This is a genomic window from Streptomyces sp. N50 (assembly GCF_033335955.1).
Taxonomy (GTDB): domain Bacteria; phylum Actinomycetota; class Actinomycetes; order Streptomycetales; family Streptomycetaceae; genus Streptomyces.
This window is the reverse complement of sequence record NZ_CP137549.1, coordinates 5,610,137-5,631,043: the sequence shown is the minus strand read 5'-3', so window position 1 is coordinate 5,631,043 and position 20,907 is coordinate 5,610,137. Positions and strand designations below refer to the sequence as shown.

The window sequence follows — 20,907 nt, the reverse complement described above, 5'->3', positions numbered from 1 at the left end:
CCGCCCCAACTCCCTTACGGGCAGCCCCCCTTAAGCCCCCAAGGGGCCCCTCAAGGGCAACTCCCTTACGCGCTACAGCTTTTCCACCGGCGCGTACCGCAGCAGCAGCCGCTTCGGCTTGGGCTCCCCGAAGTCGACCGTCGCCTCCGCGTTCGACCCCGTGCCCTTCACGCCGACCACCGTGCCGAGCCCGAACTGGTCGTGCGTGACCCGGTCGCCGACGGCCAGCGCCACGACCGGCTTCTCCGAGGTCCTGCGGGTGGCGAAGCCCGAGGCGCCCGACGCCGACGAGCGCGAGCGGGACGAGGACAGCGAGGACGCGATGCCCGAGGCCGGACCCGTCGACGGCGGAGCCGCCATCGCGCCGGTCCGCTTCCACTCCACGTGCGCCGCCGGGATCTCCTCCAGGAAGCGGGAGGGCGGGTTGTACGACGGCTGGCCCCACGCGCTGCGCAGCGACGAGCGGGTGAGATACAGGCGTTCCCGCGCGCGCGTGATGCCCACGTACGCGAGACGGCGTTCCTCCTCCAGCTCCTTGGCCTGGCCGAGGGCGCGCATGTGCGGGAAGACGCCGTCCTCCATGCCGGTGAGGAAGACGACCGGGAACTCAAGTCCCTTGGCGGTGTGCAGGGTCATCAGCGTGATGACTCCGGAACCGTCCTCGTCCTCGTCCGGGATCTGGTCGGAGTCGGCGACTAGCGCCACCCGCTCCAGGAACGCGGCGAGCCCGACGGGCGTCTCGCTCTCCCCGTCCCCGCCACTGTTCTCCTGCTCAAACTCCAGGGCTACGGCGGCCAGTTCCTGGAGGTTCTCGATGCGGGTCTCGTCCTGCGGGTCGGTGGAGGCCTGCAACTCGGCGAGGTAGCCGGTGCGTTCGAGGATCGCCTCCAGGACCGTCGCCGGGCCCGCGCCGGACTCGACGATCGTCCGGAGGTCCTCCATCAGCGTGTTGAACTTCTTGACCGCGTTCGTCGACCGCGCGGCCATGCCGTAGGCCTCGTCGACGCGCTTCAACGCCTGCGGGAAGCTGATCTTCTCGCGCTGCGAGAGGGCGTCGATCATCGCCTCGGCGCGCTCGCCGATGCCGCGCTTGGGGACGTTGAGGATGCGGCGCAGCGGGACCGCGTCCTCCGGGTTGGCCAGGACGCGGAGGTAGGCCAGGACGTCCCGGACCTCCTTGCGCTCGTAGAAGCGGACGCCGCCGACGACCTTGTAGGGCAGGCCGACGCGGATGAAGATCTCCTCGAAGACACGGGACTGGGCGTTCGTCCGGTAGAAGACGGCGACGTCTGAGGCCTTCGCGTCGCCCGCGTCGGTGAGACGGTCTATCTCCTCGGCGACGAACTGCGCCTCGTCGTGCTCCGTGTCCGCGACATAGCCGGTGATCTGCGCGCCCGCGCCCGCGTTGGTCCACAGGTTCTTGGGGCGGCGGGACTCGTTGCGCTCGATGACCGCGTTGGCCGCGCTCAGGATCGTCTGTGTGGAGCGGTAGTTCTGCTCCAGGAGGATCGTCGTCGCGTTCGGGTAGTCCTCCTCGAACTGGAGGATGTTGCGGATCGTCGCCCCGCGGAAGGCGTAGATCGACTGGTCGGCGTCACCCACGACACACAACTCGGCGGGCGGGAGGTCGTGTTCACTGGGAGGGACGTCGACCGGGTGCTCGGAGGTGCCGACCAGCTCGCGCACCAGCGCGTACTGCGCGTGGTTGGTGTCCTGGTACTCGTCGACCATGACGTGGCGGAAGCGGCGGCGGTAGTGCTCGGCGACGTCCGGGAAGGCGCGCAGCAGGTTGACCGTCGTCATGATCAGGTCGTCGAAGTCGAGGGCGTTGGCCTCGCGCAGCCGCGACTGGTACATCGCGTAGGCCTGGGCGACGGTCTTCTCGAAACCGTCGGCCGCCTGGGCGGCGAAGTCCTCTTCGTCGATCAGCTCGTTCTTCAGGTTCGAGATCTTGGCGCTGAAGGACTTCGGGGGGAAGCGCTTCGGGTCGAGGTCCAGGTCGCGGCAGACCAGGGCCATGAGGCGCTTGGAGTCGGCGGCGTCGTAGATCGAGAACGAGGACGTGAAGCCGAGCTTCTTCGACTCGCGGCGCAGGATGCGGACGCACGCGCTGTGGAAGGTCATCACCCACATCGCGTTGGCGCGCGGGCCGACGAGCTGCTCGACGCGCTCCTTCATCTCGCCCGCGGCCTTGTTCGTGAAGGTGATCGCGAGGATCTGCCCGGGGTGTACGTTCCGCTCACCCAGCAGGTAGGCGATGCGGTGGGTGAGCACGCGGGTCTTGCCGGAGCCGGCGCCGGCCACGATGAGCAGCGGGGTGTCGGAGTGGACGACGGCCGCGCGCTGGTTCTCGTTCAGCCCGTCCAGGAGCGCCGCCGGGTCGGCCACCGGGCGTGGGGCGCCGTCCCGGTAGTGGGCGTCTCTGCTCGCGGGCACGTCGAACTTCCCGCCGAACAGGTCGTCCGGAATCGGCTCCGGTCCGTGCTCGTCCTCGGGCGGGGGCGGGGGCTCTCCCTCGTGGGCACGGGGGCCCTGGAGATCCGCCAGGAAGCTGTCGTCAAAGAGGCTGCTCATCGCCTTCCGAGTTTAGGGCGCCCCACTGACAACCGGCTGCCACCCCGAAAACTGGGGAAAATTCACGGATCAGAACCGGTCGATCACGACCAGCGACGACCGATCCCGCGCATGGCCAAGCTCACGGACGCGTACCGGGCATATCGGCCATCAACCTTCACACAAGCCACACGAATTGGTTAGCGTTCGATCAAGCCGTACGACCCCGCCGACCTGGGGTGCGTCGGTCCAACTCCCGTTCCGGGCACGGACCGTAGGCATCATCTGGAAGGAGTCGTCTCCTTTGGCGTCGTCGCACCGCAAGCCGCGTTCCGCGGGTTCGCGCATCGCAGGCATATGGACCCCCGCCGCCGACGACGGCGACCGGAGCCTCGGAGAGGTCGAGCGGAAGGTCGACGACCTCTACCGGCAGGCGGAGTCGGGGACCGAGACGTACAACGCGACCAGGGAGAGGGCGGCCAGGCAGCGCGGGCGCGTCGACACCGGCCCGGAGGACGTGCCCAAGCTCGCGCGGACGCTCAACTCCGCGCGGGAGCGGCTGGGTTCGTTCACCGCCGCGCAGTACCGCACCAGGGCCTCCGCTCCGGACGCCTCGGCGTTCCTGCTCCCGGACACCCCGCAGGACTACTTCGAGCAGGCCCAGCTGATGAGCCGGCTGACCAGCCGCCAGAAGAACGCGGTTCGCCACGAGACGCCCGAGAGCCTCCCCACGCCCGCCGACACGCAGAGCGACCTGAGGACGGCCAAGGCCACCGTCCAGAAGAAGCTCTCCACGGCACGCGAGCTGCTGGCGCGGCCGACCGCGCGGAAGCACCAGGAGGCGACGGCACTCGCGCGGCAGCAGGCCGTCGCCTTCGCCCGCGCCCAGGTCGGCAAGCCGTACGTCTGGGGCGCCGCCGGACCCGGCTCGTACGACTCCTCGGGCCTCACCCAGGCCGCCTGGAAGGCCGCCGGAGTGACCCTCCCGCGCGTGATCACCGACCAGGCGAACGCCGGCACGACGGTCTCCCTGGCCGACGCGCAACCCGGTGACCTGGTCTTCTTCCACGAAGACATCACCCACGTCGGTGTCTACGTAGGCGACGGCACGATGATCCACGCCCCGAAGCCCGGCGCCTACGTCCGCGAGGAGCCGGTCCACCACGACGGCGCGGCGACCGTCCACAGCGTGGTGCGGCCGGCCTGAGCGGGTTCTCGGCACGCACACACGCGTGCAGGTGTTTTTGAGCTCCACGCGCGCGTGGCCCGCCGTCGGCACCGGGGCCACTCCCTAGCATCGGGCCATGTCCGATACCGGTATCTCCCGCTTCCGCGCCTGGTGGGCGCAGCGTCCGCCGGCGGCCGGGGCCGTCGTGATGGCCACCGCGATCGTGTCGGTCGGCCTGCGGGTCACGGGATACGAGGTGCTGTCCCGCATCGCCTTCGCGGTGGCGTGCGCCTTCTGGCTGGGGCTGGCCGCGGACTTCGCCGTACGGCTGCTGTGGGACCGGCGGCGGTGGCTCACGGAAGCGGGGACGCCCGGCGCGCTGACCGCCACGGCCGCGACCGCCGTACTGGGGACGCGGTTCTCGGCGGCGGGCTGGCAGACAGCGGCCGAGGCGCTGCTGGCGCTGGCGGCGGTGCTGTGGCCCTGGCTGCTCGTGCGGGTCGTACGGAACTGGCAGGGGCGGATGCCCGGGACCGTGTTCCTCGGCTGTGTGGCCACCCAGTCGCTGGCCGTCCTGGGGGCGACGGTCGCCGCGGCCGAGTCGGTGGCCTGGCTCGCGCACACGGCGCTGGTGCTGTTCTGGTTCGGGCTGATCCTCTACGGGTTCGCGCTCGCCCGTTTCGAGTGGCGGCAGGTGATCACCGGGGCCGGGGACCACTGGATCGTCGGCGGCGCGCTGGCCGTCTCGGCGCTGGCCGGGTCGAAGCTGATCGCCGCCGACAGCGCGCGCCTGTATCTGTGGAACTCCGACGACCGGGGCGTCCTGCGGGCCGTGACCGTCACGCTGCTGGTGCTCGACGTGGCCTGGTGCGTGGTCCTGGTGGGCGCCGAGGTCGCATGGCCGCGGCTGCGTTTCGACGTGCGGCGCTGGTCGACGGTGTTCCCCTTGGGGATGACGGCGGCGACCATACTCTCCGTAGGCACCGCCGTGGGCGTCTCCTGGCTGCGGACGCCCGGGGAGGTGGTGCTGTGGATCGCGGTGGCGGCCTGGCTGGTGGTCGCCGCGGGGACGGTCCGGTTCTACCTCGCCGGCACGTCCGGGGTCACGTCCACAGGACCGCGATGAAGATGTTCACCATGGTCAGCCCGCCCACCAGCGCGAACTGGCTCTTGTCGACCGTCTCCTCGTCGCGCTTCACATAGACGAGGCCGAGGATCACGATCAGCAGCGCGAGCTTGATGCCGATCTTGATGTTGTTGACGTGCTGATCGTCGGCCTGGTTGAGGCCGACCAGGATCGCGCCGGTGACCAGCATGGTCAGCGCGCCGTGCAGCATGCCGGGGACGAAGCGGGCCGTGCCCTGGCCCATCGCCTTCATCTGGGTGAGGAAACCGCCGAGCAGCGCGGCGATGCCGATGATGTGCAGGCCGACGAAGAGATGGATGAGTACGTCCATGGGTCCGGAGCCTAATCAGGGCCTCGGGGACCGTCCGACACCGCCCCTCGTTACCGCTTCCCGGCCCTTGCATATATGCGGCCCATAGCACCGTGCCGTCCCGCCCCGCGTCGGAACCGCCGCTTCGGTCAGCGCTCCGCGCGAAGGCGGCGGCCCCGGACCGGGATCACCGTCACTTGCGGTCAATCGCCGATCACCTCATGCCAGTTGTGGACATGCGTTACCGGGCCGTCACCATCAGGTTTAGCGTCCTCCACCAGGTGACCGGCTCCCCACCGCCGCCCGGACCAGGGGCGGCAGTCGGCCACCACCGCCGAAGACTGTCCGGCGGCGGCCCGCTCCCCCTGTGCAGGCCGCCGCCGGACGCGCAATCGCCCGCTCCCCCGGCGGTCGTACGAAAGGACGTGCAGTCCACGTGGCAGCGCACCGCAAGCCCCGACAGCGCTCGCTCAGCGGCAACACAGCCCGGACGGCGGCGACGATCGCCCTCGCGGGCGCGGCGACGGCGACCGGCTTCGACGGGACCTCGCACGCCGAGCCACAGCTGACACCGACGCAGGTCAAGACCAAGGTGGACAAGCTGTACCAGGAGGCGGAGGTCGCGACCGAGAAGTACGACGGCGCGAAGGAGAAGGCGGACGCGGCCGAGAAGCGGCTGAACACCCTGCGGGACGAGGCGGCACGCAAGACGGAGAAGCTCAACTCGGCCCGGGACTCGCTGGGTTACGTCGCCGCCGCGCAGTACCGCAGCGGCGGGATCGACCCGGCGGTGCAGCTCATGCTCTCCGACAACCCCGAACGGTATCTGGACGGCGCCGAGTTCGCCGACCGGGTGGGCCACCGGCAGACGGCCGCCGTGGAACTCGTCCGCCAACAGCTGCGCGAGATCGAGCAGTTGCGCGGCGCGGCGCACATCGAGCTGACCTCGCTGAAGTCCCGGCAGGCGGAGCTGGGCAGGCAGAAGAAGACGATCAACGGCAAGCTGGACCAGGCCCGCCGGCTCCTGTCCACCCTGCCCCGCAGCAGCGGGCGCAGGTCGGCGAGGCGGGTGGCTCCGGCCGCGCGTCACGCTCCTCTACGACGGCCAGGGGCGCGCTGGCCGCTCCCGGCTCCTCCGCCGCTCGGGCCGACGCCCCCAACTCCCGTGCGGCGGCGGCCGTTTCCTACGCCTACCAGAAGCTCGGCAGCCCCTACGTCTGGGGCGCGACCGGCCCCAACGCCTTCGACTGCTCGGGCCTCGTCCAGGCCGCGTACAGCTCCGCCGGGGTCTCGCTGCCCCGCACGACCTACGCCCAGATCAACGCGGGCCAGCGGGTCTCCCGGTCCGAACTGCGCCCCGGCGACCTGGTGTTCTTCTACTCCGGCATCAGTCACGTCGGCATCTACGTCGGCGACGGCCAGATGATCCACGCCCCGAACCCGACGGCGCCGGTGCGACTGGCGCCGATCGACGAGATGCCGTTCGCGGGGGCGACACGGGTGGTGTGAATCCCCGGGGTATCCCCCAGGGGTCCAGGTGAACTCCCTTACGGGATATGGCCCTTACGGGTCAGACCAGTCGCCGCGCCGTCGCCCACCGGGTCAGCTCGTGCCGGTTCGACAGCTGGAGCTTCCGCAGGACCGCCGAGACATGGGACTCGACCGTCTTCACCGAGATGAACAGCTGCTTGGCGATCTCCTTGTAGGCGTAGCCGCGCGCGATGAGGCGGAGCACCTCGCGCTCGCGCTGGGTGAGGCGGTCGAGGTCCTCGTCGACCGGCGGGGCGTCGGTCGACGCGAAGGCGTCGAGGACGAAGCCGGCCAGGCGGGGCGAGAAGACCGCGTCGCCCTCCTGGACCCGGAAGATGGAGTTGACGAGGTCCGTGCCGGTGATCGTCTTGGTGACGTAGCCGCGCGCACCGCCGCGGATCACCCCGATCACGTCCTCCGCCGCGTCCGACACGGACAGGGCGAGGAAGCGGACGGGCTGCTCGGCGTCGCTCATCAACGGGGCGCAGCGGCGCAGGACTTCGACCCCGCCGCCACCCGGGAGGTGGACGTCGAGGAGGACCACCTCGGGGCGGGTCGCGGTGATCACCGTGACGGCCTGGTCGACGTCGGCGGCCTCGCCGACCACCTCGACACCGGTCTCGTCGGTGCGGCCGATCTCGGCCTGGACCCCCGTACGGAACATGCGGTGGTCGTCGACGAGGACCACGCGCACGTGACGCCCGCCCGCGCTCCCGCCGGTCGGCTCCGCCGGTTCGTTCGTCTCGGTCGCGTCGCTCATGACGTCTTCTCCGCCCTCTCCATCTCCAGCTCGACCTCGGTGCCGCCGTCCGGCACCGCGCGCAGTCGGGCCGTACCGCCGTGGCGCTCCATACGGCCGATGATCGATTCTCTGACACCCATGCGGTCGGCGGGTATCGAGTCGAGGTCGAAGCCCGGTCCGCGGTCACGGACGGACACGAAGACCGTCTTCCCCTCCACCTCGGCGTAGACCTGTACGGCGCCGCCCTCGCCACCGTACTTGGCCGCGTTGACCATAGCTTCGCGCGCGGCCTGCATCTGGGCGCCGATCCTGTCGTCGAGGGGGCAGTCGCCGACGACGACGACCTCGATGGGGACGCCGTGCTTGTCCTCGACCTCGGCCGCGCTGCGGCGCACCGCCTCGGCGAGGGTGTCGGGTTCGTCGGCCTCGTCCTTTCCGGTGCCCTCCGGTTTGTAGAGCCAGGCGCGCAGGTCGCGCTCCTGGGCACGGGCCAGGCGGCGCACTTCGTTCGGGCTCTCCGCGTTGCGCTGGATCAGGGTCAGGGTGTGCAGCACGGAGTCGTGGACATGGGCGGCGACCTCGGCGCGCTCCTGGGCGCGGATGCGCATCAGGCGCTCCTCGGAGAGGTCCTGGGTCATCCGCACGAGGTACGGGCCGGCGAGCAGGGTGATGCCGACGAGCACCGCGAGGGCCGCCTGGAGGACGGAGCCGAGGTGGTCGGCAGAGCCTTGGAGCACGAAGATCGCGGTGGCGCCGGCGGTGACGAGCAGGACGCCGCCGCCCGCGCGCAGCAGGCTGAGCGTACGGCGGCGGCTGCCGACCTCGGCCCAGCGGGCCCGGCGGGCGTTGTCCGCCTGGCGCCAGACGAGGGCGACGCCCGCGCCGACGAGGACGGTCGGGAAGAGATAGGCCTTGGCGCCATTGCCCAGGTTCACATTGCCGACGAAGACCAGCGCCACGACGACCATGAGGAGGAGGGCGACGATCTGGCCCTTGTCCGGCTTGCGGGCGACGAGCCTTCGGCGGCCGTCCGGCGAGGTCTCGGTGGAGACGAGCGACGGGGGCCGCTGACCGGCGACGCCGCCGACGCCGAGCGGCACGAAGAACCAGAACGAGGCGTACAGCAGCGCGCCGAGTCCGTCCGCGAGGAACAGCCCCACGAACACCAGCCGCACCCAGATCACCGGCAGCCCGAGATGCCCGGCGAGCCCCCGCGCCACACCACCGAGCCAGCGACCGTCACTGCTGCGGTAGAGCTTGCGCGGCGGCCGCGGGTCCTCGACGGGCAATGCTGCGGCTTCCGGCATGCCACCGATGTTCACACGCCCCGCCGTTCAGGGCATCAGGGTCGACCCCCGAGACTCCCCTGATCTTCGAATCCGGCACGGTCTGTCCGCGAAAACGGCGTGCGGCGGGGGTTCTGACGGGTTGCCGGGAGGTGAAGCGGGTGACGGCGGTCCGTGGGTCGGTGGCCGTTGCCGGCTCCGGCTGCGGCTGCGGCTGCGGCTGCGGCTGCGGCTGCGGCTGCGGCTGCGGCTGCGGGGATCTGAGCACCACCGGCACACGAACCGGTCGCGGCACCGGGCGCCGTGACACCTGAGCCCGGCAGCAACCCGTCACCGCGGTCCGCAGGTCGGTGACGGCTGCGGGAGATCCGAACGCCACCGGCACACGAGCCGATCGCAGTGTCAGTCACGACGGCACGGCACAGGAGCCCGACGGGCATCCGGTCACCCGCGGCAACCGCGCCCGCCCGGCGAACAGCTCACTGCACAGCCCACCGGCGCGCACCACAGCCTCAGCCCCTCGAACACTCCCCCGGTCCGGGTCAGGGCCGATTTCAGGGTTCGGCCAGGGTCGTCCCGACTGCCATCGGCGGCTCGCGGCGGGCAGCATGGACGCATGACAGATCACGAGCGCGCCGCGGCGGGCCCCGGGCCCGGCTCCGGCCCACGTCCGCGAGCGGGCGGCGGGCCGCAGGACGCCGTGCCCGGCGCGGGTGCCGCCTCCTCGCCGGGTGCCGTGCCCGGCGGCGGCACCGCGGCCGCGGCTCCGCACCGGTTCAGGCGGGACCGGCGGTCCAAGGTGCTCGCGGGGGTGTGCGCGGGGCTCGGGCGGCAGTGCGACATGGACCCGGTGATCTTCCGCATCACGCTCGCCGTGCTCTCGGCGACGGGCGGCATCGGCCTCATCTTCTACGGCTTCGCATGGCTCTTCGTCCCGTACGACGACGAGGAGGAGAACGAGGTCCGCAAGCTCTTCACCGGCCGCGTGGACGGCCAGGCCCTGGCCGCCGTGCTCTTCGCGCTGGTCGGCTGCGGCGTGTTCCTGTCGATGCTGAACAACGCCAGTGTGCTGACCTTCGCCGTCGTCCTCTCCCTCCTGCTGGCGGGCGCGGGGTACTGGTCGCAGCAGCGCGGCGCCCCCGACCCCGACCCGCTCGCCGCGCAGGCCGTCGCCGACGCCCCGCCGGAGGCCCAGGCGCCGCCGGTGGCCATCGCCTACCCCTCCTGGTGGCGTGATCCGATCGTCAAGGACGGCACACACGTCGGTGGCACCGGATATCTGTGGGGCCCCGGCGACTCCCGCGACCGTGACATCGCGGACGTGATCGACGTCAGACTCGCTCCCTCGTACCCGCACTGGCCCGCGGACCAGCGGGTCCCGCGCCCGGCGCCGCCGAAAACACGCGGCCCGCGCTGGATCGGCGGCTGGGTGTTCCTGCTCGCGCTGCTCGCGGGGGGCCTCGGCACCGCCGCGAAGTGGGACGACCAGACGCTCGGCACCAGCCTCCAGGCGGGTCTGGCCTGCGCGCTCGTCGTCTTCGGCCTGGGGATCGCGGTCAGCGCGTTCCTCGGGCGTACGGGGGCGGGCTCGGTGTTCCTCGCGATCGTCACGGCCGGCCTGCTCGCCGCCTCGGCGGCCCTGCCCAAGGACCTCACCACGCACTGGGAACACCTCACCTGGCAGCCCGCGGCGGTGGCGGAGGTACAGCAGAAGTACGACCTGGGGAACGGGGTGGGCACGCTCGACCTGACCCGGCTGCGGCTGGCCAAGGGGCAGACGGTCTCGACGGACGCCGAGGTGGGCGTCGGGCAGCTGAAGGTCATCGTCCCGTCGAACGTGACGGTGAACCTGAGTGTGGACGTACGCGTCGGGGACATCCAGTTGCCCGGTGACGACAAGAAGGACGTGGACGTGGAGCCGGGCAAGCACAAGCAGGTCACGCTGAACCCGGCGACGGGCGTCAAGAGCACCGGCACGCTGGACCTGGACCTCCAGGTCGGCGTCGGACAGGCGGAGGTCAGCCGTGCTGCGTCATGAGTTCCAGCCAGGAAAACTGGTCGCCGGTCTCTTCCTCGCCGCCGCGGGCGTGGTCTACGCCGGGGACGCGGGCGGGCTGTGGGTGACCGAGTGGTTCACGGTGATCCCGCTGGTCACGGTCGGCCTGGTGCTGGCCGGCGTGGTGGCGGGCATCAACGGCGCGGTCCGCAGACGCCGAGGGGCCGGCCGCAGGAACACGGCCGACCCCGGTCCGGACATATCCGGCTGAAGATCGTCTACGGGCGGGCCCGACAGCCCGCCCGGTCCGGGGAGCTACCGGTAGCCGCCCGCCCGTTGCCTTCGCCTGCCGCGGATCATCGAGTCCAGGGAGAACATGGAGGCGCCGGCGAGGACGAGGGGCAGCCAGGCCATCAGGTAGGCGAGGTCGTTGCCGTAGTAGTACGGGTCGTTGGCCCAGCTGATGGTCAGCCACAGGCTGAGCGAGATCAGCGCGCCGCCGAGCGCGGCGAGGCGGGCCAGCAAGCCGATCAACGTGCCGATGCCGACGGCGAGTTCACCGAAGGCGATGGCGTAGCCGAAGCCGACGGGGCTCTTCAGGGCCAGGTCGACCAGGGCCGGGATGGCCGACGAGTCGCGGACCGCGCGCATCGTCTCGCCGATCGAGCCGGCGCCGGAGGACTTCATGAAGGCACTGTCGGTGAGTTTGTCCAGGCCGGCGTAGATGAAGGTGACGCCGAGGAAGACGCGCAGTGGGAGCAGGGCGTATCGGGTGGCGGTGTCCCGCCAGCTCCGGTCGCCGTCGAGGTACGGGGTTTGCGTATCCATTCGAGTGCCGTGAGTCATCGCCCTTAGCCGCCTCTCGCCCGCTGTGCCGTGACCCCTCAACAGACCATACGTACGAATAGGGGGACCCGCTCAATCATGCTTCAACCAGTTTTCGCGACTTTGGCACGGCTCGTACGGTGGGCGACCCGCCGCAGGTGTCAGTCCGTCACGTCGACGACGCAGGAGTTGGTCTCCACGCCCGCCGCCGTCACGACCTGTACCTCCACGCGCCCGGGCTCGACATCGACCGGGACCGGGACGGTCAGGAGGGTGTCCGTCGGGTTGGAGAAGCCGCCGGTGACCGGGACCAGCGGGACGTGGACGTTGACCGGGCCGATGCGGACGACCATGCGGGAGAGGCGGTCGGCGGTCTGGGCGCCCGGGGGTACGAAGCCCGCGCCCCGGATCTCGATGTCGTCGCCGGTGCGGATGGGTGCGTCGAGGTCGCCCGCCTCGCGGGAACGGACCACCGAGAGGATGACCGGGCGGCCGCCCTCCGCGTACTTGCCGGCCAGGTACGTCGCCGCCGAGATCAGCACCACCACCGCCAAGCCCCAGGGCAGATCGGGCAGTTGGTCGGGGCGGCGGGCGAGGCGTACGGCCACGAAGACGAGGGCGACGGCGCTGATCGCGACGTACTGGATGTCGGCGAAGGTGCCGCGGCCCGCGTCGTCGGTGAGGAGGTCGGCGGCGCGGGGGCGGTCGGCGGGGAGTTTCTGGAGGCGCTGGCCCAGCACGCGCAGGCCGACGACCCGGCGGACGAGGACGGCGATCGCGCAGACCACGGCGAGGACGGTCACCACACCGGCGCCGCGGGCGAGTTCGAGGCCGGAGATGAGGGCGTCGCGTTCGGCGTGGTCGGAGGCGGCGGCGAGCCGGCCGGCCAGGACCAGCACCGCGTACGCCACGAACAGCACCCAGGACACGGCCACGGCACGGGAGGTCGACAGCCGGTTGTCCTCACCGATGACCGGGGCCAGCGCCCCGCCGCGCGCCCGGTGGAACCAGGAGGCCGCGGTCAGCGCGCCGGCGACCACGAGCGCGGCCAGCAGCCCCGCCGTGCGGGCGGCCGTCCAGCCCGCGCCGATCGCGGTGAGCGCCTGCACCAGGAGCAGTACGACGAAGGCGCTCCACACCGCGAAGGCCGTGCGGTGCCAGAGGCGGGCCAGCCAGGCGCCGCCCTCGGCGCGGCCGCGTTCGGCGACGACGTCGGCGGACTGGGTCAGTTCGTCCGAGACCCACTGCCGGGAGGCGGACACGGAGTGGGCCACCGCCGCGGGCAGCCCTTCCCCGGCGGCGAAGCCGTCCCGCTTGACGAGGAACGCGGCGACCGCGCGCCGGTGCCCCTCGCGTGCTCCGTGCGGGCAGTCCCCGCAGGTGCAGCCGCCTCCGTGGGCACCGACGTGCTCGCCGCCCTGTCTCGCCTCCTGCACCGCCACGTCCGACGCCTGCCTTCCCCATGCCCCGCGGCCCGCGACCCCGGGCCCTCACGTTCGGCGGCCGGCTCCGAAGCCTTTGGCCACCGCCTTGCAACTCCCGTACGACAACAGCGGATTGTGCCCTACGGGACACGGCCCGCGTCCGGCAGGTCTGGTCAGCGCGGGTGAAGTGAGCGCCGCCGTGTTGACCCGGCTGCGAGAATTTCCCCATGGCCGAGATCATCCAGCGCGACGGGACCTGGGCCTTCGACGGCACAACGGTCCGTATCACGCCGGGACTTCACCGCTCCGTGCCACTGTTCCGGCAGACGTACGGGGAGATCGCCGTGCCCCTCGAAGCCGTCGCGGGGGTCGTCTACGAACCCGAGCGCAAGCGTGGCCGGCTGCGGCTGAGACTGCGGGAGGGCGCCGACCCGCTGCTCCAGGCGACCGGCGGGCGGCTGCCGGACGCGGCGGATCCGTACCGGCTGATGGTGGACATCGACCGGTCCGGGGTGGCCGAGTACGTGGCGGAGGAGATCCGGCACGGGCTGCTCCTCGACCAGATCCCCAAGGAGCCCACCAAGGCCTATCTCCTGCCCGGCCCGCCGGTCCCGGTGTCGGTGCGTTCGTCCGACGGCACGGTGTCGTTCGACGGCGCCCAGGTGCGCATCGACTGGGCCGACACCTCGGAGCGCGTCAAGCGGGCGACCGGACCGCGCATAGTCGCCGTGGGCGACCTCGTCCAGGTGGAGTGGCTGCCCAACTCCGGGTACGAGGACGGGTTCATGCGGTTCGTGACCCGCGAGACGGTGTTCTCGAAACTGCCGCCGGAGAAGGACCCGTACGCCCTCGATCTGTGGGGCAGCACCCGCCGCGACCTGCTCACGGCGCTGGTCGCGACGGCGGTGACCGCGCGGCTGCCGCATCCGTCGGCACGGGAACACGAGGGCGGCGACGGCGAGTTCGCGGACCGGCCCCGGCGGGCGGCCGCCGTCCCGCCTCCGGCCGACCATCACGACGTACTCCTGCGCAGGTTGCGGGAGTTGGGGGAGCTGCACCGGGAAGGGGTGCTCACGGACGAGGAGTTCACGATGACCAAGGCGGCGGTGCTGCGGGGTTTCCGTTAGGGGCCTCAGCTGAGGAGGTCCGGTTCGCTGCGGCTGATGTCCTGCCACAGGGGCTGGTAGTTGATCCACGCGACGAGGTCGCCGCCGGTCTGTTCGCGGGTGGCGACGGCGAGTTTGTGGTCGATGAGGAGAGGGCGGCCGGCCGCCTTCGCGAGGAGCTGGACCTGGCAGGAGCGTTCCATGGACAGGAACCACCAGGCCGCCGCGTCCACCGAGTCGCCCACGGTGAGCAGGCCGTGGTTGCGCAGCACCAGCGCCTTGCGCGAGCCGAGGCCGGCGGCGATCCGCTTGCCCTCCTCGGCGTCGACGGAGACACCGCTGTAGGCGTCGTAGAGCGCGTGGTCCTCGTAGAAGGCGCAGCTCTCCTGGCTGATCGGGTCGAGGAAGTCGCCGAGGGCGGAGAGCGCGCGGCCGTGCACGGAGTGGCAGTGGGCGACCGCGACGACGTCCGGGCGGGCGGCGTGGACCTGCGAGTGCACGGTGAACGCGGCCTGGTTGACGTGGTGGCGGCCCTGGAGCACCTGGCCGTCCGAGTTGGCCAGCACCAGATCGCTCACGGTGACGTGCCGGAAGGGCATCCCGAAGGGGTTGACCCAGAAGCAGTCGGTGAACTCCGGGTCGCGGGCGGTGATGTGCCCCGAGACCCCGTCCTCGAAGCCGTACCGGCCGAACAGGCGCAGGGCGCCCGCGAGCCGTTCCTTGCGGTGCCGGCGTTCGTCCTCGACCGACTCGTGCATCGGCGGCATGGCGAACCGCAGCCGGTCGGTGGGCAGGGGGGAGGGCGGCGTCGGCCCGTGCATCGGTCCTCCAGCACTGGGTTCCTGGTTACCGGCGGAAGTTACCGTCAGTGAGGCGAAAAGGGCAGTGGTGTTCTGTAAAGATGCGGCACCAAGCGTGCACGGCGTCCGCCAATCCGGACAGTGGATGTCGGGTATCGGCGGGACAGTGACCGTATGACATCGAACTGGGCGGTATTCGCCGCCGCCGAACCCGAGCTCGCCGCGACCGTGGAGAAGCGCTTCCGTGCCTTCACGCACCACATCCTCGCGACCCTGCGCAAGGACGGGTCGCCGCGGACGAGCGGGATCGAAGTGCGGTTCCTGGACGGGGAGTTGTGGCTCGGGATGATGCCCGACTCGTTCAAGGCGCTGGATCTGCGGCGGGATCCGCGGTTCGCGCTGCAGGCGAACCCGGGGCGGGTACGGAGATGGGCGGCGGGGATGTACGGGTCGGCGGGCGGGCGGTGGAGGTCACCGACCCCGGGGTGAAGGGGGCGTACAGCGAAGAGGTGGAACCGCCGGAGCCGTTCCACCTCTTCCGCACCGAGGTGACGGAGGTCGTGCGGACCTACGTCGAGGACGAGAAGTACCTGGTCGTCCAGATCTGGACGCCCGGGGCGCCGGTGCGCACCCTCAAGCGGACCTGAGCCTCAGGAGAGGCCTACTCCCACTCGATGGTGCCCGGCGGCTTCGACGTGATGTCGAGGACGACCCGGTTGACGTCGGCGACCTCGTTCGTGATGCGGGTGGAGATCTTCGCGAGGACGTCGTACGGCAGGCGGGACCAGTCGGCGGTCATCGCGTCCTCGGAGGAGACCGGGCGCAGGACGATCGGGTGGCCGTAGGTGCGGCCGTCGCCCTGGACGCCGACGCTGCGGACGTCCGCGAGGAGGACCACCGGGCACTGCCAGATGTCGCGGTCGAGGCCGGCCGCGGTCAGTTCCTCGCGGGCGATCGCGTCGGCGTCGCGGAGGAGGTCGAGGCGGTCCTTGGTGACCTCGCCGACGATGCGGATGCCGAGGCCGGGGCCCGGGAAGGGCTGGCGCTGGACGATCTCGTCCGGGAGACCCAGCTCCTGGCCGACCATCCGGACCTCGTCCTTGAACAGCTTGCGCAGCGGCTCGATGAGCTGGAATTCCAGGTCCTCGGGCAGGCCGCCCACGTTGTGGTGGGACTTGATGTTGGCCGTGCCGGTGCCGCCGCCGGACTCGACGACGTCCGGGTAGAGCGTGCCCTGCACCAGGAACGCGACCTCGGGGCCCGCGTCGGCGATGATCTCGGCCTGCGCCTGCTCGAAGACGCGGATGAACTCGCGGCCGATGATCTTCCGCTTCTGCTCCGGGTCGGAGACCCCGGCGAGCGCGGTGAGGAAGCGCTCCTCCGCGTCCACGACGACGAGCTTGACTCCGGTCGCGGCCACGAAGTCCTTCTCGACCTGCTCGGTCTCGCCCTTGCGCATCAGACCGTGGTCGACGTAGACGCAGGTCAGCTGGTCGCCGATGGCGCGCGCGACCAGGGCGGCCGCTACGGCGGAGTCGACGCCGCCGGACAGACCGCAGATGGCGCGCTTGTCGCCGACCTGCTCGCGGATCGCGGCGACCTGCTCGTCGATGACGTTGCCGGTCGTCCAGTTCGGGGTGAGGCCCGCGCCCCGGTAGAGGAAGTGCTCCAGGACCTGCTGGCCGTGCGTGGAGTGCATGACCTCGGGGTGGTACTGGACGCCGTAGAGCTTCTTCTCGTCGTCCTCGAAGGCGGCGACCGGGACGACGTCCGTGGACGCGGTGACCGTGAAGCCCTCGGGGGCGGCGGAGCAGGCGTCGCCGTGCGACATCCACACCGACTGCTCGACCGGGGTGCCCTCGAAGAGGGTGGAGGACGCCTTGGAGACGTGCAGTTCCGTACGGCCGTACTCGCGGGCGCCGGTGTTGTCGACGGTGCCGCCGAGGGTCGTGGCCATCAGCTGGAAGCCGTAGCACATGCCGAAGACGGGGACGCCGGCGTCGAAGAGTTCGCGGTCGAGGCGGGGGGCGCCCTCCGCGTACACCGACGAGGGGCCGCCGGAGAGGATGATCGCCGCCGGGTTCTTGGCGAGCATCTCCGCTACCGGCATGGTGCTCGGCACGATCTCGCTGTAGACCCGGGCCTCGCGGACGCGGCGGGCGATGAGCTGGGCGTACTGCGCGCCGAAGTCGACGACCAGGACGGTGTCGGGGGCGGGGGTCGCTGCTGACACGGGGGCGGGGCCTTCCGGCGGTGGGGCGGGGGTCTGGGGTACCGATTCTAACGGGGCTCGGGTGGGGCACCTGGTCGTCCCAGGGGCTCCGCCCCCAGACCCCCGGATGCCTGCCCACCCACCGCCCGAATCGGTGGGCTGAAAGGGCGCCCCACTACGCCCGGCTCGGCGAGCCTCATGGGCGCCCGGAACCCCCAAACCGTTCTGTGCCATACTCGCCCCCATGCTCACGCACCCGACCTTCCTCTTTACCTATGGCAACCGGCCCGCCGGCTGCCATGGTCGAGCTGCTTGAGTTACTGACAAGCGACTTTCCAGGCGCCCCGGGCCGACAAGGCCCGGGGCGCCTGTCGTTCTCCGGGTCGTGTCGCTCCGGGGCGGCCTTCCGACAAGGAGCCCCACATGACCGCCACCACGACCACGCCGACGACCGCTCCCGAGCAGACGATCACCGACGCCCGCGCCCGCATCGACGCCCTCGACGACCGGATCATCGGGCTGATCCAGGAACGGGTCGCCGTCTCCGCCGTCGTCCAGGAAACGCGGATCGCGTCCGGCGGACGACGGGTGAGCCTGACCCGGGAGAACGAGATCCTCCGGCACTACAGCGACGCGCTCGGCAAGCCCGGTACCGCCCTCGCGATGACGCTGCTCGAACTGTCCCGGGGTCGTATCTGAGGCCCGTCGCATCTGAGTTCGGGCCCGCTCTCACCCGTACGGCGCGTGACCGCCTCGCGAACCGCTTCGTTGGGGTGGTGTCCGCGCCAGCCAGGGGCGGGCCCGAAAGAACCACGCGTGGCTCGGCTGGGGCGATGAGACGTACGGATCGTGCCGTGCGTCGTGGGACCTCGCTCCAGGGTCGTGACCGGACGGCAGGGGACAGCAGCCCGGTCACCCAAGAGAACGGTCGGCTCCGGGGACGCCCGGGGCCGCCCGGCGGAAACTGCAAAAATGCACAAAGCCGGATCGAACGGTTGCGGAGGCCGCGTCCATCCAGCACGATGCGTAGAGGGCCCTGAGGCTTCCCCCAGCCCCAAGTCCCCATGCAGACAACCGCATTGCAGTGCACTGTCCCGTCGGCAACACCCCGCCAAAGGTCGAGACCAAGCGTGCGCCCCGTGTGCGCCGGGGCGCCGACCCAGGGCACTTGAGACAAGCGGCGCAACCCCCCGGCGCCGCTCCCAGGCACCGGCGCTGCCCTGACGTCGGTGCTGACGGAGAAGGGCCCCGCGGCTCCGTCCCGCGGGGCCCTTCGCTTGTCCTGAGCTCCCCTCAGCTCCCCTGAGCTCTCCTCAGCTCCCCTCAGCTCTCCTCAACTGCCCGTCGGCGCACGGCCGTCAGGTGCGTGACACCGTCCCGCACGTCTTCTCCTCGCCGCCCTCCCCGATGGCCTTGCTCCGGTCGTACGGGTCCGTCGTCGGGCCGGTCGGCGCCGCTCCCGTGGGCTCCGCCGAGGGGAAGTCCGGGTGGAAGTAGCCGTCGTAGACCTCGCAGGCGGTGTTGCCGAACTCCGCGTCGTAGTTGTCGACGCTGAGCTTGCCGGTGGTGACCTGGTAGTGGGCGGGGTCGAGGAGTTCGAGGTCGAGCACGCGGCGGACGATGGTGCGGGTGACCTCGACGGAGCCGTCGGTGCGGACGACCGGGTAGACGAAGGTGTAGTCGGCGTGGATCGCGACGCCGGAGTGCTCGCCCGCCTTGAAGGTGATCCGGCCGCGGGTCTTCACCACGTCGCCGACGAGCCGTACCTGCTTGGGGTCGAAGCGGCTGAACATCTGCAGCGGGTCGTGGGTCTTGGCCGGGGTGCTCAGGGACGTGTTCAGCCGGGTGAGCAGGTTCGGCTGCTTCGGGTCGAGCACCGCGAGCGCGGCGGCCGGGCGGGCGCCGGCGATCGTCTTCGGGTCGAGGTTGGCGTCGACGAGGAACGTCTCGGCCTGTTTCAGGGCGACTTGGACCTGGTCCTTGGAGAACGCGCCCACCGCCTTCGCCTGCGGCAGGACGATGCCGGCCGCGCCGTCGGCCCAGTTCAGGGCGGGTGAACCGGCGAACGGCCGGTCCAGGGTGGGGGTTTCGGGGTCCACGGCGGAGGGCGCGGCGGTCGGGGCGGCAGTCTCCGGCGCGAGCGGGGAGACCGCGGCGGTGTCCGGGCTGTCCTTGCCGCCCTTGTGGAAGGGGTCGCCGGGGATGAGCGACGGTTTCATCGCGACCACGACGGCGGCTATCGCGAGCGGGACGCCGAGAACGGCCCACACGCGGCGCCTGCGCCGGGCCCGCCCGTTCATCTCCTGCCAGGCGGGACCGGTCCGCCAGCCCTCGGGCTCCTGGCGCTTGCCCTTCTTGCCCTTGCCCTTCGCCTTGCTCTCGTTCTGCTTCAGCCGCTCGGTCACCTCACGGGCGCGGGCGGACGGCTCCTTCGGGGCGGAGGCGCGGATCTCGCGCTCCGTGTCACGGGCGAACTGTTCCCAGACATCGTCGGGGATCTCCGGGGTCGAGGACGGTTCCTCGGCAGGCTTGTCAGACACGTCCCCAAGTTCTAGACGTTCCGAAAGCCTGTTCACAAGAAGAACTCGGGTGTGACACAGCCCACATAAGAATCCTGTGAGGATGGGCACAACCGTTCTCAGGTTTCCCGGGTCTCACCTGCATAACCAAGGGCCACACCCGCGCCCCACACGCGGCGCCCTCCGCCCAGCGTGCTGCGCTGCCGCAGCACACCGGACTTCTTGAGGACTTCATGAAGCTGCGCCGTGCCATGGTCGCGGCGGCCGCGACGGCCGTCATCGCTCCGCTCGCCCTGCTCTCCGCGCCCGCCGCGTTCGCGGAGGACTCCGCGTCGCCGAGCCCGAGCGACAGCGCGAGCGAGTCCGTCTCCGCTTCGCCGTCCGACTCGGTCTCCCCGACGCCGTCCGACTCCGACTCCGCGTCGCCGACCGGCAGCACCCTGCCGAGCGACTCGACCTCGCCCTCGGCGAGCGACAGCGCCTCCACCTCGGCCACGCCCTCCACCTCGGCCGAGCCGACCGGGGAGCCGACCGACCCGGACGTGCCGTTCTGCGAGGACCTGGACGAGGACTTCTCCACCGCCAAGGTGTCCGCGGACATCAAGGGCCTGCCGGGCAAGATCGTCGCGGGCGACGGCTTCCACGGCTTCAAGCTGACAGTCACCAACAAGTCGAAGACCACGGTCGACGGCGTCGCCTTCTACGCCGAGGTCGAGAACTACGAGCTCGACGAGTCGAAGTTCCTGAGCCCGTACGTGGACCTGGAGTTCAAGAACCCCGAGACCGGCAAGTGGGACCGCATCGGGAACGACGAGTGGGCCGGTGACTACTTCTTCTACGTCGACGAGCTGAAGTCCGGGAAGAGCGAGACCGTCGACCTGCGCGTCAGCATCAGCGCGAAGGCCCCGGCCGGCGACGCCTACTCCTTCGGTTCCGGCGCCTACCTCGACAACGTCAAGGGCCAGGACTGCATCGCCGAGGGCTGGGCGCAGTACGACTTCGAGGTCCTGAAGGCCGGCTCCTCGAACACCGACCCGGGCACCGCCACCCCGAGCACCGGTGACAAGGACACCTCGGTGAAGAAGCCGCAGGGCCAGGTCTCCGACCTCCCGACCGGCAACCTCGCCGAGACCGGCTCCAGTTCCGCGCTCCCGGTGATCGGCCTCGTCGGCGGCGCCGCCGTCGTCGCGGGTGCCGCCGCGGTGGTCATGGTCCGTCGGCGCAAGAGCGGCGCGAGCGCGTAACACGTAGCTCGCCGCACGAGGAAGGACCTGCGCTCGGAGGGGGGCGCAGGTCCTTCTGTCCGTACC

The 20,907-nt window shown here is 71.1% G+C and carries 15 protein-coding genes and 3 pseudogenes; 9 read left to right on the top strand and 9 right to left on the bottom strand.

All coding sequences use genetic code 11. The annotated features are described in order from the left end of the window. Window positions 1-72: 72 nt before the first annotated feature. Window positions 73-2,574 carry a DNA helicase PcrA gene (pcrA, locus tag R2B38_RS25400; protein WP_318018296.1) on the bottom strand — a complete coding sequence of 834 codons (2,502 nt, stop codon included), beginning with the start codon at window positions 2,572-2,574 and terminating at the stop codon, window positions 73-75. A 325-nt stretch (window positions 2,575-2,899) separates the two neighbouring features. Here pcrA and R2B38_RS25395 point away from each other — a divergent pair, with 325 nt between their 5' ends. Continuing rightward, the gene (locus R2B38_RS25395; RefSeq protein WP_411978581.1) at window positions 2,900-3,760 is read left to right on the top strand and encodes a C40 family peptidase; all 861 of its coding nucleotides are present in this window, start codon (window positions 2,900-2,902) and stop codon (window positions 3,758-3,760) included. 97 nt (window positions 3,761-3,857) lie between these two features. After that, on the top strand, window positions 3,858-4,847 hold the full coding sequence (locus tag R2B38_RS25390) for a tellurite resistance/C4-dicarboxylate transporter family protein (protein ID WP_318018294.1): 990 nt from the start codon (window positions 3,858-3,860) through the stop codon (window positions 4,845-4,847). Here R2B38_RS25390 and R2B38_RS25385 read toward each other — a convergent pair. Further along, window positions 4,825-5,178, bottom strand: a complete 354-nt coding sequence (locus tag R2B38_RS25385) for a hypothetical protein (RefSeq protein WP_019055618.1) — start codon at window positions 5,176-5,178, stop codon at window positions 4,825-4,827. The genes R2B38_RS25390 and R2B38_RS25385 overlap by 23 nt on opposite strands. A 415-nt stretch (window positions 5,179-5,593) precedes the next feature. Between R2B38_RS25385 and R2B38_RS25380 the strand changes: the two are divergent. Next, window positions 5,594-6,666 (top strand): annotated as a pseudogene (locus R2B38_RS25380) (NlpC/P60 family protein). 61 nt (window positions 6,667-6,727) lie between these two features. Here R2B38_RS25380 and R2B38_RS25375 read toward each other — a convergent pair. Both R2B38_RS25375 and R2B38_RS25370 read right to left on the bottom strand, forming a co-directional pair. Then, the gene (locus tag R2B38_RS25375) at window positions 6,728-7,447 is read right to left on the bottom strand and encodes a response regulator transcription factor (RefSeq protein WP_318018293.1); all 720 of its coding nucleotides are present in this window, start codon (window positions 7,445-7,447) and stop codon (window positions 6,728-6,730) included. Then, window positions 7,444-8,736, bottom strand: coding sequence for a PspC domain-containing protein (locus R2B38_RS25370; protein ID WP_318018292.1), 1,293 nt, complete (start codon window positions 8,734-8,736; stop codon window positions 7,444-7,446). The genes R2B38_RS25375 and R2B38_RS25370 overlap by 4 nt, the downstream gene beginning before the upstream one ends. Before the next feature lie 595 nt (window positions 8,737-9,331). Here R2B38_RS25370 and R2B38_RS25365 point away from each other — a divergent pair. Both R2B38_RS25365 and R2B38_RS25360 read left to right on the top strand, forming a co-directional pair. Continuing rightward, on the top strand, window positions 9,332-10,753 hold the full coding sequence (locus tag R2B38_RS25365; protein ID WP_318018291.1) for a PspC domain-containing protein: 1,422 nt from the start codon (window positions 9,332-9,334) through the stop codon (window positions 10,751-10,753). Then, window positions 10,740-10,982, top strand: a complete 243-nt coding sequence (locus tag R2B38_RS25360; protein WP_318018290.1) for a hypothetical protein — start codon at window positions 10,740-10,742, stop codon at window positions 10,980-10,982. The genes R2B38_RS25365 and R2B38_RS25360 overlap by 14 nt, the downstream gene beginning before the upstream one ends. A gap of 44 nt (window positions 10,983-11,026) precedes the next feature. Here the strand turns inward: R2B38_RS25360 and R2B38_RS25355 are convergent, their stop codons facing one another. Both R2B38_RS25355 and R2B38_RS25350 read right to left on the bottom strand, forming a co-directional pair. Then, window positions 11,027-11,557: a DoxX family protein gene (locus R2B38_RS25355; RefSeq protein ID WP_033280085.1), complete on the bottom strand. Its 531-nt coding sequence runs from the start codon at window positions 11,555-11,557 to the stop codon at window positions 11,027-11,029. 140 nt (window positions 11,558-11,697) lie between these two features. Continuing rightward, window positions 11,698-12,978, bottom strand: coding sequence for a hypothetical protein (locus tag R2B38_RS25350; RefSeq protein ID WP_318018289.1), 1,281 nt, complete (start codon window positions 12,976-12,978; stop codon window positions 11,698-11,700). Window positions 12,979-13,187: 209 nt separating this feature from the next. Here R2B38_RS25350 and R2B38_RS25345 point away from each other — a divergent pair, with 209 nt between their 5' ends. Then, window positions 13,188-14,087 (top strand): DUF4429 domain-containing protein, encoded by a 900-nt coding sequence (locus tag R2B38_RS25345; protein WP_318018288.1) that lies wholly within the window; start codon window positions 13,188-13,190, stop codon window positions 14,085-14,087. A 5-nt stretch (window positions 14,088-14,092) separates the two neighbouring features. Here the strand turns inward: R2B38_RS25345 and R2B38_RS25340 are convergent, their stop codons facing one another. Then, window positions 14,093-14,887, bottom strand: coding sequence for a class II aldolase/adducin family protein (locus R2B38_RS25340; RefSeq protein ID WP_033280082.1), 795 nt, complete (start codon window positions 14,885-14,887; stop codon window positions 14,093-14,095). A 153-nt stretch (window positions 14,888-15,040) separates the two neighbouring features. Between R2B38_RS25340 and R2B38_RS25335 the strand changes: the two are divergent. After that, window positions 15,041-15,513: pseudogene (locus tag R2B38_RS25335) on the top strand (pyridoxamine 5'-phosphate oxidase family protein). Window positions 15,514-15,527: 14 nt separating this feature from the next. Here the strand turns inward: R2B38_RS25335 and guaA are convergent. Continuing rightward, window positions 15,528-17,099 (bottom strand): glutamine-hydrolyzing GMP synthase, encoded by a 1,572-nt coding sequence (gene guaA, locus R2B38_RS25330; RefSeq protein ID WP_318018287.1) that lies wholly within the window; start codon window positions 17,097-17,099, stop codon window positions 15,528-15,530. A 399-nt stretch (window positions 17,100-17,498) separates the two neighbouring features. On the opposite strand from guaA, the pseudogene R2B38_RS25325 reads away from it, so the two are divergent. Beyond that, window positions 17,499-17,777, top strand: a pseudogene (locus R2B38_RS25325) (chorismate mutase); the annotation flags it as partial. Between the two features lie 659 nt (window positions 17,778-18,436). On the opposite strand, the gene R2B38_RS25320 reads toward R2B38_RS25325, so the two are convergent. Then, window positions 18,437-19,618: a hypothetical protein gene (locus R2B38_RS25320; protein ID WP_318018286.1), complete on the bottom strand. Its 1,182-nt coding sequence runs from the start codon at window positions 19,616-19,618 to the stop codon at window positions 18,437-18,439. Between the two features lie 212 nt (window positions 19,619-19,830). On the opposite strand from R2B38_RS25320, the gene R2B38_RS25315 reads away from it, so the two are divergent. After that, window positions 19,831-20,841, top strand: coding sequence for an LAETG motif-containing sortase-dependent surface protein (locus tag R2B38_RS25315; protein WP_318018285.1), 1,011 nt, complete (start codon window positions 19,831-19,833; stop codon window positions 20,839-20,841). Window positions 20,842-20,907 lie beyond the last annotated feature (66 nt).

Coding starts and splice junctions, on each gene's coding strand:
- pcrA (WP_318018296.1), bottom strand. CDS start 2,574: ATGAGCAGCCTCTTTGACGACAGCTTCCTGGCGGATCTCCAGGGCCCC.
- R2B38_RS25390 (WP_318018294.1), top strand. CDS start 3,858: ATGTCCGATACCGGTATCTCCCGCTTCCGCGCCTGGTGGGCGCAGCGT.
- R2B38_RS25385 (WP_019055618.1), bottom strand. CDS start 5,178: ATGGACGTACTCATCCATCTCTTCGTCGGCCTGCACATCATCGGCATC.
- R2B38_RS25375 (WP_318018293.1), bottom strand. CDS start 7,447: ATGAGCGACGCGACCGAGACGAACGAACCGGCGGAGCCGACCGGCGGG.
- R2B38_RS25370 (WP_318018292.1), bottom strand. CDS start 8,736: ATGCCGGAAGCCGCAGCATTGCCCGTCGAGGACCCGCGGCCGCCGCGC.
- R2B38_RS25365 (WP_318018291.1), top strand. CDS start 9,332: ATGACAGATCACGAGCGCGCCGCGGCGGGCCCCGGGCCCGGCTCCGGC.
- R2B38_RS25355 (WP_033280085.1), bottom strand. CDS start 11,557: ATGACTCACGGCACTCGAATGGATACGCAAACCCCGTACCTCGACGGC.
- R2B38_RS25345 (WP_318018288.1), top strand. CDS start 13,188: ATGGCCGAGATCATCCAGCGCGACGGGACCTGGGCCTTCGACGGCACA.
- R2B38_RS25340 (WP_033280082.1), bottom strand. CDS start 14,887: ATGCACGGGCCGACGCCGCCCTCCCCCCTGCCCACCGACCGGCTGCGG.
- R2B38_RS25315 (WP_318018285.1), top strand. CDS start 19,831: ATGAAGCTGCGCCGTGCCATGGTCGCGGCGGCCGCGACGGCCGTCATC.